Source organism: Acinetobacter sp. H1(2024) (assembly GCF_046557555.1).
Taxonomy (GTDB): Bacteria; Pseudomonadota; Gammaproteobacteria; order Pseudomonadales; family Moraxellaceae; genus Acinetobacter; species Acinetobacter seifertii.
In genome coordinates, this window is sequence record NZ_JBKGFO010000001.1 from 845,905 (window position 1) to 865,334 (window position 19,430).

At 35.1% G+C, this 19,430-nt stretch carries 17 protein-coding genes and 1 pseudogene; 5 read left to right on the forward strand and 13 right to left on the reverse strand.

Annotated features, from left to right (window positions below; all coding sequences use genetic code 11):
* Positions 1 to 28: 28 nt before the first annotated feature.
* From ACLCEG_RS04035 to ACLCEG_RS04050, 4 genes and pseudogenes are all read right to left on the reverse strand, one after another.
* A complete protein-coding gene (locus tag ACLCEG_RS04035) occupies positions 29 to 715 on the reverse strand; it encodes a GAD-like domain-containing protein (RefSeq protein WP_410566051.1) in 687 nt (228 codons plus the stop codon).
* Positions 712 to 2,391 carry a polymorphic toxin type 15 domain-containing protein gene (locus ACLCEG_RS04040; protein ID WP_410566054.1) on the reverse strand — a complete coding sequence of 560 codons (1,680 nt, stop codon included), beginning with the start codon at positions 2,389 to 2,391 and terminating at the stop codon, positions 712 to 714. Before ACLCEG_RS04040 ends, ACLCEG_RS04035 begins: the two co-directional genes overlap by 4 nt.
* 2 nt (positions 2,392 to 2,393) lie before the next feature.
* Positions 2,394 to 5,243 (reverse strand): annotated as a pseudogene (locus ACLCEG_RS04045) (type VI secretion system Vgr family protein).
* Positions 5,244 to 5,443: 200 nt separating this feature from the next.
* The gene (locus ACLCEG_RS04050; protein WP_410566057.1) at positions 5,444 to 6,004 is read right to left on the reverse strand and encodes a TetR/AcrR family transcriptional regulator; all 561 of its coding nucleotides are present in this window, start codon (positions 6,002 to 6,004) and stop codon (positions 5,444 to 5,446) included.
* A gap of 709 nt (positions 6,005 to 6,713) precedes the next feature.
* On the opposite strand from ACLCEG_RS04050, the gene ACLCEG_RS04055 reads away from it, so the two are divergent.
* On the forward strand, positions 6,714 to 7,961 hold the full coding sequence (locus tag ACLCEG_RS04055; protein ID WP_410566060.1) for a serine hydrolase: 1,248 nt from the start codon (positions 6,714 to 6,716) through the stop codon (positions 7,959 to 7,961).
* A gap of 208 nt (positions 7,962 to 8,169) precedes the next feature.
* Here the strand turns inward: ACLCEG_RS04055 and ACLCEG_RS04060 are convergent, their stop codons facing one another.
* The 5 genes from ACLCEG_RS04060 to ACLCEG_RS04080 all read right to left on the reverse strand — a co-directional run bounded on the left by ACLCEG_RS04060 (position 8,170) and on the right by ACLCEG_RS04080 (position 11,716).
* Positions 8,170 to 8,610 carry a hypothetical protein gene (locus tag ACLCEG_RS04060; protein WP_410566063.1) on the reverse strand — a complete coding sequence of 147 codons (441 nt, stop codon included), beginning with the start codon at positions 8,608 to 8,610 and terminating at the stop codon, positions 8,170 to 8,172.
* 109 nt (positions 8,611 to 8,719) lie between these two features.
* Positions 8,720 to 9,283, reverse strand: coding sequence for a hypothetical protein (locus ACLCEG_RS04065; protein ID WP_410566066.1), 564 nt, complete (start codon positions 9,281 to 9,283; stop codon positions 8,720 to 8,722).
* A gap of 419 nt (positions 9,284 to 9,702) precedes the next feature.
* Positions 9,703 to 10,161 (reverse strand): hypothetical protein, encoded by a 459-nt coding sequence (locus ACLCEG_RS04070; protein WP_077164220.1) that lies wholly within the window; start codon positions 10,159 to 10,161, stop codon positions 9,703 to 9,705.
* A gap of 251 nt (positions 10,162 to 10,412) precedes the next feature.
* Positions 10,413 to 10,607, reverse strand: coding sequence for a hypothetical protein (locus ACLCEG_RS04075; protein ID WP_410566069.1), 195 nt, complete (start codon positions 10,605 to 10,607; stop codon positions 10,413 to 10,415).
* A gap of 158 nt (positions 10,608 to 10,765) precedes the next feature.
* A complete protein-coding gene (locus tag ACLCEG_RS04080) occupies positions 10,766 to 11,716 on the reverse strand; it encodes a 3-hydroxyacyl-CoA dehydrogenase NAD-binding domain-containing protein (RefSeq protein ID WP_191015118.1) in 951 nt (316 codons plus the stop codon).
* 245 nt (positions 11,717 to 11,961) lie between these two features.
* On the opposite strand from ACLCEG_RS04080, the gene ACLCEG_RS04085 reads away from it, so the two are divergent.
* A complete protein-coding gene (locus ACLCEG_RS04085; protein ID WP_410566555.1) occupies positions 11,962 to 12,660 on the forward strand; it encodes a DUF1826 domain-containing protein in 699 nt (232 codons plus the stop codon).
* Between the two features lie 189 nt (positions 12,661 to 12,849).
* On the opposite strand, the gene ACLCEG_RS04090 is transcribed toward ACLCEG_RS04085, so the two are convergent.
* Entirely contained in the window at positions 12,850 to 13,713 is an 864-nt protein-coding gene (locus ACLCEG_RS04090) for a hypothetical protein (protein WP_410566072.1), read from the reverse strand.
* A 321-nt stretch (positions 13,714 to 14,034) separates the two neighbouring features.
* Here ACLCEG_RS04090 and ACLCEG_RS04095 point away from each other — a divergent pair, with 321 nt between their 5' ends.
* Positions 14,035 to 14,607: a TetR/AcrR family transcriptional regulator gene (locus tag ACLCEG_RS04095; RefSeq protein WP_410566075.1), complete on the forward strand. Its 573-nt coding sequence runs from the start codon at positions 14,035 to 14,037 to the stop codon at positions 14,605 to 14,607.
* Positions 14,608 to 14,946: 339 nt separating this feature from the next.
* Here ACLCEG_RS04095 and ACLCEG_RS04100 read toward each other — a convergent pair whose 3' ends face one another.
* The gene (locus ACLCEG_RS04100; protein ID WP_002054492.1) at positions 14,947 to 15,159 is read right to left on the reverse strand and encodes a cold-shock protein; all 213 of its coding nucleotides are present in this window, start codon (positions 15,157 to 15,159) and stop codon (positions 14,947 to 14,949) included.
* 747 nt (positions 15,160 to 15,906) lie between these two features.
* Here ACLCEG_RS04100 and ACLCEG_RS04105 point away from each other — a divergent pair.
* Positions 15,907 to 16,629, forward strand: a complete 723-nt coding sequence (locus ACLCEG_RS04105) for a type 1 glutamine amidotransferase (protein ID WP_410566078.1) — start codon at positions 15,907 to 15,909, stop codon at positions 16,627 to 16,629.
* A gap of 215 nt (positions 16,630 to 16,844) precedes the next feature.
* Here ACLCEG_RS04105 and metC read toward each other — a convergent pair whose 3' ends face one another.
* Positions 16,845 to 18,026 (reverse strand): cystathionine beta-lyase, encoded by a 1,182-nt coding sequence (gene metC / locus ACLCEG_RS04110; RefSeq protein WP_410566081.1) that lies wholly within the window; start codon positions 18,024 to 18,026, stop codon positions 16,845 to 16,847.
* A 345-nt stretch (positions 18,027 to 18,371) separates the two neighbouring features.
* Complete coding sequence (locus ACLCEG_RS04115; protein ID WP_004702573.1) at positions 18,372 to 18,842, reverse strand: Lrp/AsnC family transcriptional regulator; 471 nt, start codon at positions 18,840 to 18,842, stop codon at positions 18,372 to 18,374.
* 238 nt (positions 18,843 to 19,080) lie between these two features.
* Between ACLCEG_RS04115 and ACLCEG_RS04120 the strand changes: the two genes are divergently transcribed.
* Positions 19,081 to 19,401, forward strand: a complete 321-nt coding sequence (locus tag ACLCEG_RS04120) for a pyrimidine/purine nucleoside phosphorylase (protein WP_004702576.1) — start codon at positions 19,081 to 19,083, stop codon at positions 19,399 to 19,401.
* Positions 19,402 to 19,430 lie beyond the last annotated feature (29 nt).

A 19,430-nucleotide genomic window follows, 5' to 3' on the forward strand; every position in this document is an offset into this window, starting at 1 on the left:
ATAGAATAATGAAAAGCCCTAACGGGCTTTAATCATCCTTTCCTAGACCATGTTCATCCACAAATTTCCCGATATCGAGCATCATTCGTGGTGTATCAAGAGAAGCTAGAAATTGTAAATGTGAAATAATCGGTAACTTGCGAACATTTTCCAGTTTTGCTTCACCACCTAAAATTAAAGCGGGTTCAAAACCAAACATCTCATTCTTGCTCAGTTCACCGTATTTTTTAACAGCCCGATCAAATAACGGTTTGTTTTTGTAATCATTTATATCTAATGAGTCTTTATCTTTTGACGAAAAAAATATCTTGATAAGTAAGTCTTCCTCACCTTGCTCCATTTTTTCCATTTTTGGAAAAATTTGTGAAGTCGTTGCCGAAATAGTAAAGCATCGACCATGAATTGTTCCCCATACGCTTAAATCTCCAAAAGCTGTACGAGCGATCACAAAATACTCTTCATGGGGTGGCAACTCTATATGCTCTAACCAAGCATCTAATACATCTTGGTAGTCTTCTGGGTTAACCAACCAGAACAATCCATTCCCCCAACCAGAAAAACCAAAAGCTTTCCAATACTCAAGCAGTTGATTTGGTAGTTTGCCTTGATACTTTTTCAGAGTTTCTTCTGATACAGGTTCTACAAAAACTGGCGGTCCAAAACCTTCATCATGATAAAAAATTTCAAAATTTTCATCCATTATAAACTCACTCATTTCTTACACCTTTCCAGTTTTGCATTCATCCCTGTCGTACTTCTTTCACTAACAGGAACTTTTGCTGCCGCTTCATCTAATGCTTGAACTCTGGTTTTCCACTGACTACCAATAGAGGAATTGACATTTTTTAGACCAATTGCTTTGGTATCAACTTTATTTGCCCCACCTACAAGCTGATCAGGGTTATGTAGAGCAGCCATTTCATTCATGATTCGTCCTGACTTTTCCTTAGCAAGTTTCTTTGCTTCTCGAGCACCTATATTTTGTTGCTGATATTCTTTCTCATATTTTTCAGCAAGGTCAGCCCCATATTTTTTTCTAGCTTGCTCAGCAGGTGCACCACCACCACGCCCCTCTGTATTAAAAGCCTTCCGTCCTTCAATATAGTCCTCTACACTCATCTCATTGAGACCTTTTTGTTGATTTGCCAACTGCCAATCAGTCTCTTTATTTAAGTATTCTTCAACCGCTAGACTGTTACTGTCCTTCGGGTAGTTTTCTTTAATCATCTTATCAGCATTTTTTCTTGCAGAAGATGTATTAACAGGATTAAAGCATTTTACCTTTGTCTCAGGCATCTTCTTGGTAATCGGCTCTTTCACTTTTGGCTGATGTACATTTTCAGGTGTTTTTCTCGCAGCACTCGAAGCTGTGCCTGCACTATGTGCAGCATTTGCCTGAGCAGTTTGAGGGAAAGATGGTCTAACTGTTTGAGTAGGCGCAGGAACAGGCTTCACCTTTGTACCCACAGTAGCATAAGCAGGTTCATACTTAACTGATTGCTTTAATAAGTTTTGCAAATGCTCATCAAATTCTTTAAAGCCTTGTTTAATTTTTATGGCTGATTTTTGGATCATTGAAACTAAAGCGGCCTCAAATCTCTCCATTCTTACATAAATAGATTTAGCCCATCCTAAACCCATCCAATTAATTTTAGCTCCATAGCTTAACAGTGACTTAACACGTTTTACCAAACCTAATAATTGATTAAGTATTGACGTGATAATATTAGTAACAGAGGTAGCATAATCTGAATACTTTATCCTTTTCAGTGTCGGAATAATATTTCCTTTCATAAAACCGTTTAGTTTAGAGACTATCGTCGCTAAATGAGGTGTTTTTTTAATAAGGAATAATCCCACACATTTAACTACATTACCTATTTCACTACCAACAGCCCCACCAATAAGACCACCCACACCAGCTCCGGGAGCTGCACCAACACCACCAAAAACAGCCCCACCTGCTCCACCAGTTGCCGCACCTGTCGTGGCAGTCACACCAACTAAAACAAATGGAAGTAAGTAAACAGCTAATAACATCCATTCCTGTACATCATCTTGTTTCTTGGGATCATTTAGCATCCGCATTATGACTGCAACCGCATCACGAGCACTAAATACAAGAACTGTCCCAGGAACAAAACCTGTAAGCATTTCTGTGACAATCACAGAGACAGGGCGTTCATCGGTATTGAACTCCCCATAAATAAAACTTTTAACCCAACTTTGAGCACCGTCTAAAGATTTACTATACTGTGCAATAAGCTCATTAAGCTCTTTCTCTATCCATGTTGCTGTCTGATTAAAATTGGATTGCAAACTGATGACAGATTGATTAAAACTTTTCTGAAGCTGTCTTTGATAACCACTAAATGTCTGTAACATATCCATAATTAATCTTCTGCTTGATCATCTGCAAGTGGGAGTACAAAAATTTCAGTTTTAAATAAGTTATCTATCTCTTGCTCAAACCTCATTTCTAACGCTGAACCTAATGGGTTCCGATCTTCCCCATATTCAATGACAGCACGTCCATTTTTCTGGTCATTATAAAACGCCATACCATTCGAATCAGTTTTACCCTTTTGTGTGGTTCCATCAGGCAAATGAATTGTATAAGGAATATTTGGACTAGGCATACCATCCGCATATACCTTTCTAAATTCAAGCTGTTTCTTAGGTATTGAGAAAGCAGGTAAAATTGGTAAGTTCTGTGTTGCTGATGCTCCTCCCATAAACACATGCTGCCCAGCCTTCACCTCAAACTTACCACCAGTGACAGGGAAAATACCCGAACCATTAATCTTGATTTGAGAACTACCGGCTGTAATAACAATTTCTTTAGAAGCATTAATAGCAATTTTGTCTTCTGTTGAAATAATCTGAATGCCTTTACGAGCAATTAAATCTGCTCCATCACCTTGGGCTTGTATTTCAACTTTTCCTTTGCCCGCATACAACCGCGCTCCCTGTTGCGCTGCAAAAAGGCTAATTTTATTTTGGGCGTGTGCAATCAGGTTCTTTTGAGTGCTTAGGTTAATGCTGTCTCCAGCGCTTTGGCTTAACTGAGCATCTGCACTTAAATGAATGTCTTCATTACTGGCTAGAGCAATACTGTTAGGTGCGCTTAATATCATAATCGCTTGCTTAAATAGAGCAGCTTTGTCTTTATCTTGTTGCTCAATTTGTTCCAAGAAAGTTTTTAAGTTCTCAAGCACTTCCAATGGGTCAGTTTGCTGGTTTTTAGCAACTTCACTCAGTGCCTTAGCATTATTAAGGCCACCTTCTATTTGTTGCTTAGCGTTGGCTGCGTCTAAATGTGTGCCTTGAGCTTGGTCTTGTTTATGAGTGGTAATGAGTAAGCCTTTGCCTGCTCTAACAGCACCCCACTGGTCAGTTCTCAGTTCAAAACCTTCACCACGACCATCACTTGTCGCACTGGCTTTTGGATGGCTTAAGTTACCCAAATTTAGCTGACTGGCCGCATGGCTACTTTGTAACTGGGCACTAATTTGTCCAGTAGTATCATCAAGACGTAACTGGTTAAAACCTTTACCACCTACTTCTTCTGAGCGGATGCCACTCAATTTCTTAGTGTCTGGTAGCTGTCCTTTCTGGTCAAACTGGGTTGGATGCCGTTCAGCTTCGTGAATGCGGCCCGCCACAAACGGGCGGTCAATATTGCCATCAAAGAAATTAATTACAACGATTTCACCCACGCGTGGTAAAAACCGTGCCCCATAACCCTTTCCAGCCCACGGAGTTACCACATCGACCCAAGCCGAATCAGTGTCATTGCCGTTACTTCCAGCCCCCCCATCATGGCGATGGTCATCACTGCGGGTGAACAAGAAACGAACTTTAATGCGTCCCCATTGATCGACATGAATTTGCTCACCCTCTGGCCCTACGACTATGGCACGTTGCACAGAGGCGTGAGGTCGATTCTCTAAAGGTTGATACGCAGGCACAACCTTAATATTACGGCGTTGTAAAATCAGTTCATTACCTTGGCGCTCGTCTGTATGACCAACTTGCCAATGGCTTTGTTGAACTAAAGCTTGAATTTGCTGGTTTAAATCTTTGGGTAAGTTATTTTGGTTGTAGTAATGCTTCCCGATAATCAGAAACTCTTTATCTGCACCGTCATGAAGATCAATTTCAGGATGTTCATTGAGTTCAAACCAGTAGCCAACTTGGGTATCCCGTACTGTGGTTTTTGCAATAAACTGCTTAGACTGAGCATCATGATAAGCACTTAGGTTCTGATTGAACTTTTCTAGTTGTTGGTTACTTGCTGAGGTTGCCCCATCTTCGCCTTTTAAATCCTGCATCCATGCCGGGCTAAAGTGCCATGCATCTTCAAGACTTAAGCTTTGATTGTCATAGTTGGCACTATGTTGATGTGTACTTTGTACACTGCCTACCCCATCTGTTTGCTCTAATACATCTGACTGCCAACGCTGCACAAAAACAGAAGTCGGCTGTAAACTACGATCAGCCATTAGACTAGTCATACTGTCAAATTGTTCAGTTGCATGACTTCGATGGTAGCGAATTGTTCTTCTTGTTAAAGCTTGATATTGGTTATTGTCATCAATAAGACCTAACTTTTGTGGCTGAATATGATCTGTATTGCTTGGTACAGTAAGCTCAGCTTCATCAATGAGCCAGTTAATGCCTTCACTACGCCATAAACGAGTTAAAAAGTCATAGTCACTTTCATTGAGCTGCATTACAAAAGGACGGACATCGTAGGTCTGTTTCAACCCGCTCAAATCTAAAGTCAGACTAGATGCAAATAATGGACTTTTCCCCTGCCATTCCTGAAAAAGAATCTCACTAATTTCTTTCACACTCTTGTTCATAAACACACGACTGTTTCTGCGTTTATGCCAGAGATAAGTTGGATCACTTATGGTGAGTTTATATAAGGTTAGAGCACCATCACTTTGCCCCTGTGATGCTCCTGTAATAATACCTGTAGTACGGAAAAAACTTCCTCAATCTGTTACTTGGTCAACAGCAACCCGCACTCCAATAAATGTCTTGAGTGCAATATGGGCATTAGTTGATAAGCAAATCAGCTCGGCTCTCATGCCCTGATTAAGAGAATGTTGCCCATCTATACGTTGTAAGAAAACCTGACTATTCAGTGATGCATCTGAAAACTGGAGATACACCGAACGATGTTGTGAGAGAAAACCTATACTCTCTAAAACTTGGGAAATATTATTAAACATTACATTTTTATAAATTGGGGTCATAATCAACTATATTTTATAACAAAATATACAGAACTGTCTATTTTATGGTATTTAAAAATAGGTTTACATGCTGATGAATTACACCTAATTAATACTAAATTAATGGTGAGCACTGCTCACCTACAATGCTCGCACTTCAGTAATCTCAAGCTCTACCATTAATTTAAAAAATTCATTTATGTTAAACAGATAGGCTTAAAGAAATACTCCACGGCTACATCCCTGTGTTCCAAACTGTTTGTACCTAAAAACTCAAACATTAAACCATCTATTAAGTTTAAAACCATCTCAGCATCTGGTTTTAACGCATGTATTTCTAAGCTAAAAATCAAATCAAAAATCTCATGAAGCAACCATTTCCTATACTCAACTGCCATACGATAAGCCTGCGGGTAAGCTACTTTAATTTCAAAAAAGGCTTTAAGTAACAAGTGATACAGACTATTAGAGTTAACATGTAGTACCACTATTTCTTTGAGTTTATCGATAGGCGTGCGGTAATGGCTCGAATAAATAATGGCGAGCACTTCTTCTTTAAGTAAACTTTTTTGAAAGGCAATGCACATTTCAATCAGGCCCTCTTTTGAACGAAAGTAGTTGTAAAGCGTAGCTTTTTGAACTTCGGACTCTTTGGCAATCAGATCTACGCCTGCTGTGTGGAATCCGTAAGTTGTAAATAGTCGAATAGACGTACGGATAATGTGTAATTTTTTGAAAGAGGTTTCTAAATTTCGCATAGTTTTTACCGTTATAAATTCTTGTTGTTTCTAAAAGAGAAAAAAGCCTGTGCCCTTTTTGGAAGAAAAAAAGGCACAGCAAAGCCATAAAGACTGTGCTTGGCACATCTCAAGTTTTATTGTTGATACAAATTTTTGAGCCGTAATGACTTAAAGCCTGAAAACCCTAAAGGCAATCAAGCTGTTTAAAGATGATTTAAGTAGTGTCGTTATAGCTTTTGGCATCGAGAGCCAAGAAATAATGGATGTGCAAAGCCAACTCCTTCTATTGGGAGTTTTGCCAGACATTAAAATTATGGTGGCAGAACGGAAGCGGGTTGACAGACTGGTAGGACTCCAGCACACACGAATGTGTCCCTCTCCCGTCCTACCGCTACGGGAGGGAACGAGAAGTACACATAGAAGTATCCCTCAGAAAGGAATAAATCTGATGCGGTCCTAAGTGGTCTGTCAAAACCACCTGGCAATGTAGGCCAGTTCGGAAAGGATATTATCCAAGTTACGTGCAGTCAAGCTTATAAAATGACATTTGCTTTAAAATAAATCATTAAAAAGTAAGGGTAAATAATTTAATTTTATTATTAAATTAGGGTTTATAAAATCGAAGAAATTTATATAGATATATAAATTTTGATGCGTCAAAATGAATGCTTATTTTAAAGCCATTTATAAAAAACTGTAGATGAGTCTAAATATAAGAGGACATTGAATGAAGAACTTTCTCACCAAGAAAATGTACACAACTATAGCTTTATTTTTTGCTGTAGGCGTTATGGCTTTAAATGTTTCCCCTATTGTTATTTCTACTACTCATGCAGCGACAGAACAAAAAATGGATACTTTATCGACTAAGCTTTCATCAATTTTTGCAGATAAACCCGTAGAGCCTGCTTTATTTAGTCCTCAATTTTTAGGACAAGTTTCCATAACACAAATTCAAAAAATTGTTGATGATTTAAAAGCCTCTTTAGGTTCTCTTAAAAGTATTAATGTTTCAAATGGCTCTGGGACGATTGATTTTGAAAAAGGAGAATTACCTGTTTCAATTAGCTTAGATCAGCAAGGGCAAATTAGTACCCTTTGGTTTAGCGCGCCTCATTTTAAAACAGTAAGCCTAGACGAAATGGTTAAAGGACTACATGAAAACGCAGTCGGTAAAACCTCTCTTTTAGTTGTTGTAGATAACAAACCTGTGATTGTTGAAAATGATAAAACTCCAATGGCTGTGGGTTCAACTTTTAAGTTACTCGTTTTAAAAGCGTATGAAGATGCGATAAAAAAAGGTGAATTAAAAAGAGAAACTATCGTTTCTTTAAAAGGAAAAAATCGCTCATTGCCAACTGGAGTTTTACAAAACTTGCCTGATGGCACACCTGTAAATCTGGAACTTCTCGCGCAGCTAATGATACAAATTAGCGATAATACAGCGACCGATAGTCTTATAGATGTATTAAAAAAGCCTCGTATAGAAGCACTATCACCTAGAAACACCCCGATGCTAACTACAAGAGAGCTATTTCAACTGATTGACCCAAGCAACGAAAAGCTAAAAAATAAGTTTAAAACAGGTACAAAGTCGGCTCGTTTAGAAGTGCTCTCTGAGCTAGACAAACTGCCACTTCCGAGTGTGAGTAGCATTGGAAAATCGGCTACTTGGCAAGATGCTGAATGGTATATGTCAGCCAATGAGATTTGTCCTCTGCTTGAAAGTGTTCAAGATGCGCCTGCTCTGAACAGTTCTTTAAATCCATTGTTTAAAAATTTAAATTGGCAAAAAATTGGTTTTAAAGGTGGTTCCGAATACGGCGTGATTAACTTTTCTGTGATTGGTAAAACTCAAAAAGGTCATAAAGTTTGTGCAGTATTTACCGCAAATGGAAATGAGCCGCAGCCTGAGTCAAAACTGGCAATATTATTTACAGGCATACTTCAAGCAGTTGATTCTATGAACCGTTAAGCATATAAGCCCATCATGAGTGGCTTTTAGCAACTCTTTATGATGGGTTGATTTGGAGTTATACAGATACTCGCGTACAGTCGTTTTTGAAGAATTTATTATTAAATAAATAATTGGTGATTAAGATGCCATTAATTATACCCGTAGCGATTAAAATAAAAATGAGTTATAGCTATAACTCATTCCTATAAAAGTTTATAAAATAACTTTAAGACACAACATCATTATACCTTTTCTCAACCTCATCATATACCTGTTCTACTTTCCAATCTGCATAACTCTTAAATCGATTATTTTTCTTAATATAAGCCAAGGACTCGTGTACTAACTGATCATATAGAGGATCATTTAAGTATTTAGCAAAGGTTAATCGATTAAATACTGCACCACTTGTAATATATTCTTTCTCATCCCCATGATTAAACCATTGATTCAAAGTTTCTAAATCTTTATGTTGTTCCGCATCATAAATTAAAAACTCATAAATTTGCTTAAAAATACTTTCAAGCTGTTGAGTATTCGTTATTGCTAAAGGTTTGCCTTCTATACCATGGAGTTCTGGTATAGATTGTAAAGTAAAGCCTTTAATAAAATGATCTCTAGGTATCCACAAAGCTTTATTTTCAGAATACTGAATATAACTACTCAATGAAATTTTTGAGAAACCTAACTCATATTTAGATAAATTTGATGCAGTTATTATGAGAATCTTCTCATATGAAATTTTACTAAAATCTCTACAAAAACCAAATTTATCATTATATTGATGCTTTTTTTCTTTCTCTGAAAATCCTAATTTTTTTTTCGTTCCTCTTTAACCATAGATGAAAAAATTGCACCAATTTATCTTGATTAGCCGGTAATATTTTAAACTGGTTTAACTGATCTTTAGTAATCGATTGAATGGTATGCAACCAATGTTTAATATCGGTCTGTTCCGGAAATATATTATCTTTACTAAAGAAAATATATGCCCCTGCATCAAAGCCCACTACATCATATTTTATAATCGCTTCAACAACAATTTTATATAAATATGGACTTTTTTCAAAAAAGTAACGATCTATATCTAATACATTTTGTTGTGTTGGGACAATATAACCTTCGGCATTATCAAAAAAATCTATAATATCTTGATCAAAATTTTCTACAAGTTCTGGGTCAGTCACTATTTGAATGATAGAGCGTAAACATTGCTGTAGTTTTTTGCTGTATCCCGTATTCTTTGGATGAGTTGCGTAATACTCAGCTTGTTCAAGATTATTAATTTGGACATCAGGATGATGCTCATTTGCGTCCCAAATATAAAATAATGATGACACGTGATTCCCCTTATAAAATTAAAACAAAGAAAAGATAAATGAATTTTCTTTTCTTTTATAATTAGAATAATTTTTCCGATGCTGTTTTTCAAAACGTCCAATCAAGCATCAAGTTATTCTTTCTAATCAAATAGAATCAAATCTTCTTTATCATTTTGATAAAAGATTTAACTCTAGTTAGATTGAACGCATTCTATGAAAAAAATTTCTTAAAAGTAAATCTTTATTATTTAATTCCGTATAAAAAATATTATTCAAGTATATAAATAAAACTCCATTAAATACTTAGGTGAACTATTATCCTCATAAAGCCTATTTGCAAACTACTTTTTAAATAAAAAAACCGCCCCAGAAGGCGGTCACTGAGTATAAACCAGCAGGTATATAGAAGTATGGTGGACGAATACTTCTATATTCTTTTATGAAGGATTTTTCTCGGTTTTCAGAAAATCTTTCGATTTAAAATAGCTAATAATCATATCTGCATGCTGTTCTTTTTGAGGCGCAGCGACTACAGGGAATGATTCTTTCGACATCTTAAATCCATGTGGAATGAGCTGTGAAATTGGCGGAAATTTAGGTTTTCCCCCTTCTGTAATCCGTTCAATAAAACTTGCCAACCAAAGTAAATACTCTCCTTCATTTTCAAACTTAGGCATTACACTTAAATCAACTTTGACTTTGCACTCACTGATTGGTTTAGTTAATTGCTCATCAAAATCGATGTAATTAAACTTAAGTTTAAACTCAGTCCCTTTAATGGCCTTACGTATCTGACTGATCAAACAATTCAGATTTTGTGTAAGGTCATTGGTGAATAAGTCGTCTTTTTGAATGTTCTTATAAACCTTTTCAGCCACGGCTAAATATTTTGGCATTTTTAACCTCCTCGATCTCAATTGTTATAAAGTTTTGATCTTAAAATGATTTATGGTTCTGATTATGATGAAACAAATGTAAAGGAGTGAAATGTTATTATTATTGAATGTAATTAGTTAAAGTGTTCTGTAAACCTTGCTAAACAATCACCTAAAAAAAGTATGGTTTTGATAACTCATCCACAATTTTTCTAAATTATTAAGATTTCTTGAAACATTTATTTTCAATTAAAATTTACCATTTGGTAAAATTAATAAGGCCGCATTTGCTGATCTCTTCTGACTAAACCCAAAACCGATCTACGAATCCTAATTTCTTCTTCAGAAAATGGCAAATGTTCTTTTAACTCATCTATAGAAAGCGAGTTATTTTCTATTAAAAAACAGTCTTGTTCAGTTGTCCAATGTGAAGCAGCCGATTCAATTTGTTTGTAGTATCGTTTCATATAGCTAAGTAAATTTATGACTTTAAAAAGCTTAGGAATAGAGCAAGCTTTTTATAAGTTTTGAGCAGAAAGAAGAATAGGAATATTACCGAAATACGCCACAACAAAAAAGCCAAACATTGCAGTAAAGCCCTGTTTGGCACTTCTAAAAAATGAGCTTAATCTAACTCTAACTGTAGTCTTAGCTTTAAAATATCGACTAGCCCTTTATCTCTTTTTTGAGATAAGTCGACATGTTTATAGTGGGTTAAAAGCTCTTTTGTTTGTGCTTCTAGCATCTCTGTAGTCTCATCAGAATGCTGAAACGCCTGCATATCATTCCACCATTCGGTCATAGGTGGCCCTAAGTGATGAATTGCCTCTTTAAAACCCTTCTGGTTTGCAAGTTCCATATTTATATAAGGGCCAAATAATGCCCATCTCAGCCCTGGCCCACTGGTAATTGCAATATCAACATCTTCGGCTGAACACACACCTTCTTTAACAAGTGAAAATGCTTCTCGCCATAAGGCTGCTTGCAAGCGGTTCGCAACATGACCTTTTACTTCTTTATTTAAAATAATTGGGTGCTTACCAATGCTCTGATAAAACTCGGCTGCGCGTCTTAAATGCTGTGGGTCTGTTAAATTTCCGCCTACAATTTCTATCAAAGGTAATAGATGAGGTGGATTAAATGGATGACCTAAAAGTATACGCTCGGGATGAGCTGCCTCTTTTTGAAAGTCTGAAACTTTTAGACCGGAAGAACTTGAGGCAATCAGCGTCTTTTCAGGACAATATGATGTGATGTCTTGATATAACTTTTGCTTTAAATCTAAACGCTCTGGTGCATTTTCTTGAATAAAATCGACATCGGCTACGGCATCTTTTAAGTTGTTGTGAAACTCTAGATTTGAAAGAACATCTTGCAAAGAATGGCTAGGCCGCGTTTGCAAATCTAAGTCTCGTAAATCATTTAAATTTGCTTGTATTCTCTTTTTAAATAATTCTTCATCTATGGGGTATGGGTCATATACCTTTACTTTAAAGCCTTTATATAAAAATAATGCTGTCCAACTTGCGCCAATGACACCGACACCAACCACACCGATTGTTTTAATTTCTTCCATACTTTCCTCACAACCCTATTACTTTTAAAAACTGTCCTTATTTCCTTACACGACTATAAAAATAGTCGACTTCTCATCTTATCTTGGTTACTTAAAGCCATTTAATAATAGGCAAGCTGAACCCAAAGTTCATATCATTATTGTACTTTTCTTGCATTATATTCATTTTTTAACAGCTAAAGATTGCAGCCCTAGAAGCGCTAAACGTGTATGATTGGCAGGGTTTTGAGCGATTTAAATTTCATATGACAAATACATTTTCTGACCACCAGCAAGTTGAGGTGGTGTCTACTTTTACTGAACTTGTAAATATACATTTTCAAGGACATAAGAATGCTATTTGTTGGCACAGAAATTTGCTTGGCGACTTTAAAGAAATTGTGGCTAAACTTCATTTAAAAGAGAATATTACCGAAATTTCTACTGAAGACTTGCTAGCACTTGAGCTTTCAAAACAAGGTGATTTGGCTCGAGACATTATTTTAAAAGACATGCAGCTCTTAACTGATATGGGTGCATCACCTGTTCTTAATTTACTTAAACACTATGAACGTGATGAAGAGCTAGATTTTATTTCAACAGATGTCTATTCGTTTCATGTTGATCGCTCGCCTATAGAAACCGATACTTTCTTATGTACCTATTACGGTGCGGCTAGTGATATTGTGCCTAACGATCAGGTTGAGCAAAAAGTTTTAATTCCAGAAATTAGAGGCAAACTCAAAGCATTACATGACGGCCCAGAAGCCGAATTTGAAAGCTTTTTAACAGAGTATTTTTTTGATTTACATTACCAGCCTAAAGCCCATGCACAACCAATAAATTTGGGTACAGGTCACTTGTGGCGTTTGGCAGTAGACCACCCTACTCAAAAGGTATTGCCTTGTGTTCATCGGGCACCTGTTGAAAGAGAAGGTGAATATCGGTTGCTGTTGATTTGTTAAGTATTCTCGCAACTGCGTTATATCGAGTTCCGACATGAGTTCTAATTCAATTAACATAGCTTTTTCATACCTGAATTACCCTGCCAGTAAATAGCATTTTTACAAGTTAAGATATATATCCATAAATAAAAAAGCCTACCCATCTGGATAAGCTTTTTTGAATGAAGCGATTGCTATGTGACGTTAACCTTACGCCAGCTTCTTTGTTTCAATAAAATGAATATCTGACATTTGAACATCCCAAAATTCATTCCATAAAGCGCAATACTCCATACACAGCTTGGTAAGACTTTCATAATCATCTTTGGTTATGCCTTGAGCCAGTGCAAACCACAAGTCATCTTCATGATCATCATCTGCTGCTTCTGATGTCTCGTCAGTCGACACACCATGTACATGGTAATAGCCACCACCCTCAACCTCAATTCCAACAGCTTTAGTCGCCTCACGTAGCGGAGGACTAAAAAGAATAACTTCTTCTTCTGCAACCGCAAGCAATGCAACAACTTTAATATAACTATCGTATGAAGATTCTAAAAATGTTCTTACCTGATCTGCGATTTTTGAAGGATGGTATGATCTTCGATCTTGTTCATTTAGACCATAATCATTAAGTAAATCTTCATAAAGTGGATAATGTGCATATTCAGGATTACCCAAATAATAATTATCTTGGTCTGTTCCAGGTCGAAAACCAAATTCATCTAGTATATTTAAACTTAATAAAACACGTGGGAACATTTTAGCTCCAGAGTGTAATTTCGGTTCTAATTGCTTAGTCTGAAATTGAGCCATTAATAAAGCATCCGTAAATACTTGTACAATAGCGTGACGATATTCCAAATGAATTTTTGTTAAGGTAAATTTATCAAGCTGTCCGTTATTTAAAATTTCAATTGCTGGATGTGTACATACTGGTAATTTAGCAATTTTTTCTCTTAATTGTTTGAGAAATGCTAGATTTTCTTCCCACTGTTGTGAAGGAATACTATTCTTCATCCCCAGTAAAGCTTTTTGTCTTGGATTATTAAAATCTTCAAATTTTTTTGACATAATCATTCTCAATAACAAATTAATTCTTATAGTTAGGTTTTGAGTTCTCCATTATTTTAATTGCGCATTCATTTGCTACTCAATAAAATTGTATACTCATCCCTAAACAATTCGATATTAGGTTTATTATTTACACAAATCAATCCATGTTTTAATAAATTTTTTTAATAAATTAATTAACAATTGATAGCAAAAAATATTGTCATTTTTATTATTTCATCTGTTGTATTACGACAATCTTTTCAATATGATTGAAATTAACTTTTATAAGAGACCACTTTAAAAAGAAACGGAATTCAAAAGTTTACAATGGGGAAATTGATGTCAAAAAGAGACACTATTATAACAACAGCTATAGCCCTTTTTAATCAGAAAAGCTATAACGGCATTGGAATTGACAAAATTATTGCTGAATCTAATGTAGCAAAAATGACATTCTACAAATATTTTCCATCCAAGGAAAATTTAATAGAATCATGCCTTTACAAGAGAAATTTCGATATTCAGGCAGCTATATTAGAAAGAATCAATACTAAAGATTTGCCTTTAGTTCAGCTCAGGAACTTATTTGATTGGTATATTGACTGGATTTATACCGACGATTTTAATGGCTGCTTATTTAAAAAGGCGACCATGGAAGTTGTACAAGTTTATCCTTCAGTAAAAAATCCTATTAACGACTATCGTAAATGGATCTATACGCTTGTTTTTTCGATATTAATTAAAGTTTATGTTGAGGATCCTGAAGCATTAACTACACTCTTTCTGAATATTCTTGATGGCATTATTATTGATGGCACAATTGATAAAGGTTTAGTTAATCGGGAAAAAACATGGTCTTATATTATTAAAATAATTGAGCTTGAAAAAACTGAAGCACGCATCGCTAGTTAAATTATATAAAAGAGATTTTTACATCAATTAAGAGATCTCTTTTAAAATTTCAGTTAACATCAAATTTATTAAAGCCTTATATTTACTCAATGTAATATAAGGTTTTATATACATCTTATATTATTCTAATACGATTAAGCGATTTTTTAAGTTTCAGGATGAGAAACCCTTGAGCTAACAGATTCAATTTAAAATTGTCCATTTCTTTTCATCAAAAGGTCTTAGTACAAATCATTCAGGCAATACTTGATTAGAGTTTGTGGGGCTAAGATGAAATTATTCTTTTTTTGTCAATAAAAAAGCCCTCAAATGAGGGCTTTTTCTATTCTACAGTACTAATTACTGAGGAATGATGTTTGTAGCGCTAGGGCCTTTTTGACCTTGCACAACATTAAAAGTCACGCGTTGACCTTCATGTAAAGTTTTGAAGCCAGAAGAAGCGATTTCTTTGAAGTGAGCAAAAACGTCTGGACCTGAATCTTGTTGGATAAAACCGAAACCTTTAGTTTCGTTGAACCACTTAACTGTACCAGTAGCTGTGTTGTTAGACATGATATACATCCTATTGATTTTTAAGAACTTGTGCCATGAGACATGACGGGTTTAACTTGGAAAAAATAACGAATTGAGCTTAAGATCTTAAAAACGGAGGATTATGAATAAAGCTTCGATACTAAAAGAGGATTTACTAAACTAATAAGTCTTTTTTCTAGTTGACTTCATTATACATCAAAAGAACACTTATTCAAGCAATTTATATAAATTAATTTACTGATTCTACAGAAAACATTCGCTTACATTTGTAAAAAACAATTACAATTTATTATATAAACAAATAGTAAATAATTTTCTATTTAATAGTTTAAAATTTTAAAACTATACTAAATAGAAATATAACTACAAATAATGAATAAAAAAACAGACTCATAGTCTTTATCAAATACAACAACTTACAATTTTTAAGTATATTTTTATATAATGTTAAACATCATTATTACTTATTAATTTTTTTAATAAGCACATAAATAAAAATAGTTAAAAAATTTATCTTTAAATCACAATTAAAACAAGAAAAATTAAATATATTTTAAAATTATTAAATAAATTAAATGATTATTTTTATTTTATATTCTTTTTTTAAATAATCGAATTAGCAATAACTGCAAAGAATATACCAAACTGGACCATATAACTTTGAAAAACTGGATGTGTTCACTAGCCCTTAAGCTTCATAACCTATCTTTGGCTTAGATCTAGCAATAAACCTATCTATACCTTCTTTAAATTTAGGGAACTATCATGCACCTACATTTTATTGTTCATGAAGATTTTGAAGCACCTGGTGCATATGAAATTTGGGGTCAAAATAATCACTGCAAAATGACATATTCAAGAGTGTATTTAAATGACCCCTTACCTTCTAAGGTTGAAGACATAGATTTCCTGATTGTGATGGGTGGCCCACAAAGTCCAGATACTACAGTTGAAATGTGTCCTCATTTTAATTCACTCGCTGAACAAGCGGTTATTAAGAAAGCCATCCAAGCAAAAAAAGTCGTTTTAGGGGTATGTTTAGGTTCACAGCTGATTGGTGAAGCTTTAGGTGCCAAGTTTGAACATAGCCCTGAAAGAGAAATTGGTAAGTTTCCTATTATGCTGACAGAGTATGGTTTTAAAAATTCTCTATTTTCACATTTAGGAAAAATGACAGAAGTTGGCCACTGGCACAATGATATGCCCGGGTTAACCAACGATGCAAAAATTATTGCTTTTAGTGCAGGTTGTCCGCGACAAATCGTTGAATACTCAAAATTAGTTTATGGTTTTCAATGTCATATGGAACTAACGCCTGAAGTTGTTGAATTACTCATTCAACATTCAGCAACTGAACTCAATCAAGCTCATGATTATAAATTTGTTAATACCCGAGAAGAATTGAGGAGTCATGACTACCAAGAAATGAACCAAAACTTGTTTATTTTCCTAGATAAATTAAAAGATGAGTATTTAAAACTTAGCTAAATGATGGCAAAGCCCTTTTAATAGGGCTTTCTTTCATAAAATTAGATGATCTATAAAGTTTAAATTCGCTTTTGCACCGACAGTAAACGAACATAATATCGCAGCAACAGAATCCCAGTTAGTAGATGGTCGCTATACAATATCTAATAAAATAATAGCCCCTGTCACACATAAAGCGGCTGATGTGCCAAGTTAGCCTTTAGACTTTAAGATACCTATATAACACTTTCAACAAGCCTTTGTTCTGCGCACTTTAGTGCATATTCCAAATCTTTTTGTAAATCGACTACCGATTCTAGTCCGATATTTAAACGTACTAAATAACCATCTTTAGGTAGATTGGTATGGGTTCGATAAGCTTGTCCAACAGGTAAAATCAGACTTTCAAATCCACCCCAAGACAAACCAATGTGAAATAATTGCAACGAATCAAAGAATTTTTGCACATAAGAAGATTCAGACTCTTTTAAATAAAAAGCAAATACTCCAGATGAGCCATGAAAATCTCTTAACCACAAATCATGATAAGGGCTGGTTTCTAAGCCCGGATGAAGCACTTCCTTAACAGCCGGATGTGTTGTTAGAAATTGAGCAATAGTTAGAGCACTATTTTGATGCTGTTTTAATCTTACTGCCAAACTTCGCAGGCCACGTGAAGCCAAATAAATGTCGTCTGGGCTTGTGGTCTCTCCAAACAAATGACCTGTTTTCGTAAGTTGTTCGTATGTTTCGGCATTTGCAGTAGCCACGCCCATGAGTATGTCAGAATGGCCACCAATGTATTTGGTTACGGACTGAATAGAAATATCAGCACCATGCTTTAAGGGTTGAAAAAGTAACGGCGTTGCCCAAGAGTTATCGACTAATACTTTTGCGCCATATTGATGACTAATTGCAGAAATTGCCGCAACATCACTCAGTTCAAATGTCATTGAACCCGGTGACTCAATGAACACCACACTAGTACGATGATTAATTTTTTCAGTTAATGCCTCAAGGTTAGTAGAGTCAAAATATTCAACACTTACCCCCATTCGGACTAATATATTGTCAGCAAAGTTTCGCGTTGGGCCATAGATGTTGTCGGCAATCAAGACATGGCTATTTGCCTCTACACAAGCCATAAGTGCATGTGTACATGCCGATAACCCAGAAGGAAACACCATACTACCAGCACCACCCTCAAGCGCATTGATTGCGCTTTCAAAAGATTTAGCTGTTGCAGCACCGAAACGGCCGTAATGTCGATACACCCCACCATTGCGTTTAAATTCTTCCCACTCACTAAAGCTATTTACAACAATAGTCGAACCGCGAAAAACAGGTGTATTGACTAGACCATCAAAGCGCTCGGGTGTTCGTCCTAAATTAATGACATCTGTGCTGAATTGATTCACTTTTATATTCCAAGAAACATATCAACTTTATTACCAATTCATGATAGTGAGGTTTCAATGGATATAAATTTTAATCTTTTCTATTTTTTATCTAAAAATTAGATTTATATTTCTTATTTTTACTTAAAATTAGAATTTTAATCCAATATTTATTTCTTATAGTAAAATATTATCTTATAGCGTACTTTGTGTTGATCTACTGGTTGTCCAAACTTGCTGTTATAAAAGGTATTTCTCACACTATTCTTCATCCATGATTTGCCTTAATTTGTACCGAACGTAAATAAGGTTTAGCTTCTAGCATTTTTGCTGGTCCTTAATTTTTAATAGTATTCGCAGTGTTTATTAGAAAAAATTTAAAGGAAGTTCTGTCGTATATTTAATTTGCTCCATAGCAAAGCTAGAACTCACATCGGCCAATCCGTTAATTTCAATTAATTTTTTATATACTTTATCGAACTCGGCAACATCCGATACAGCAACTTTAAGTAAATAATCTGTTTCACCTGCCATTCTATACACTTCGATCACTTCATCGATGCTATAGATATGAGAGTGAAATTTTTGAATCCACTCAATATTGTGTTGAGCAGTTTTAATAAACACCATCACAATCACATTAATGTTGAGTTTTTTACGGTCTAGCAAAGCGACTTTTGCACGAATAATACCCTCTTCTTCCATTTTATGTATTCTGCGCCAACAAGCCGTGTTGCTTAATCCCACCTTTTCAGCAATATCACCTATTGCCAATGTGCAGTCCTTCTGCAGAAGATCTAATATTACACGGTCATATTTATCTAAATTTAACTTCATACCTTCAAGCTTCTCTGCACTATGTATTTGCAATAAATCAAATCAATGAACAATATATTAGATTGTTATTCTAATTTTAATAAAAAAGATATTTACCCCACATTTTAAACGATCACTTCTCATTCGAGAGCATTTATTTCAATTGTTCACTAAATAATCTATTTTTAAAGCTTGAAAGTTTAGATGAGCTTTCATTATTATCTTGTACATATTCGGTACAATAAAAGAGACAAGAAAAATGCCAAATCAATTTGATGCTGTTTCTATAACAAAAAAAGCGAATGTTCATTACGAGGGACACTCTATTAGTCATGTTATTGAACTTGAAGATGGTACAAAAAAGACTTTAGGAGTAATTCTTCCAACAGAAAAAGCTTTAACTTTTAAAACCCATGTTTCAGAACGCATTGAGATCATTTCAGGGAAATGTAGTGTTCAAATTGGCGATGATCCAGATACTAAAGTCTATTCAAGTGGTGAATCTTTTAATGTTCCCGAAAATAGTAAATTTAAAATTATCACAGATGAAGTGATTGATTACGTCTGCCATTTAGAATGAATCAACATTACAAAGCCACACCTTTCATA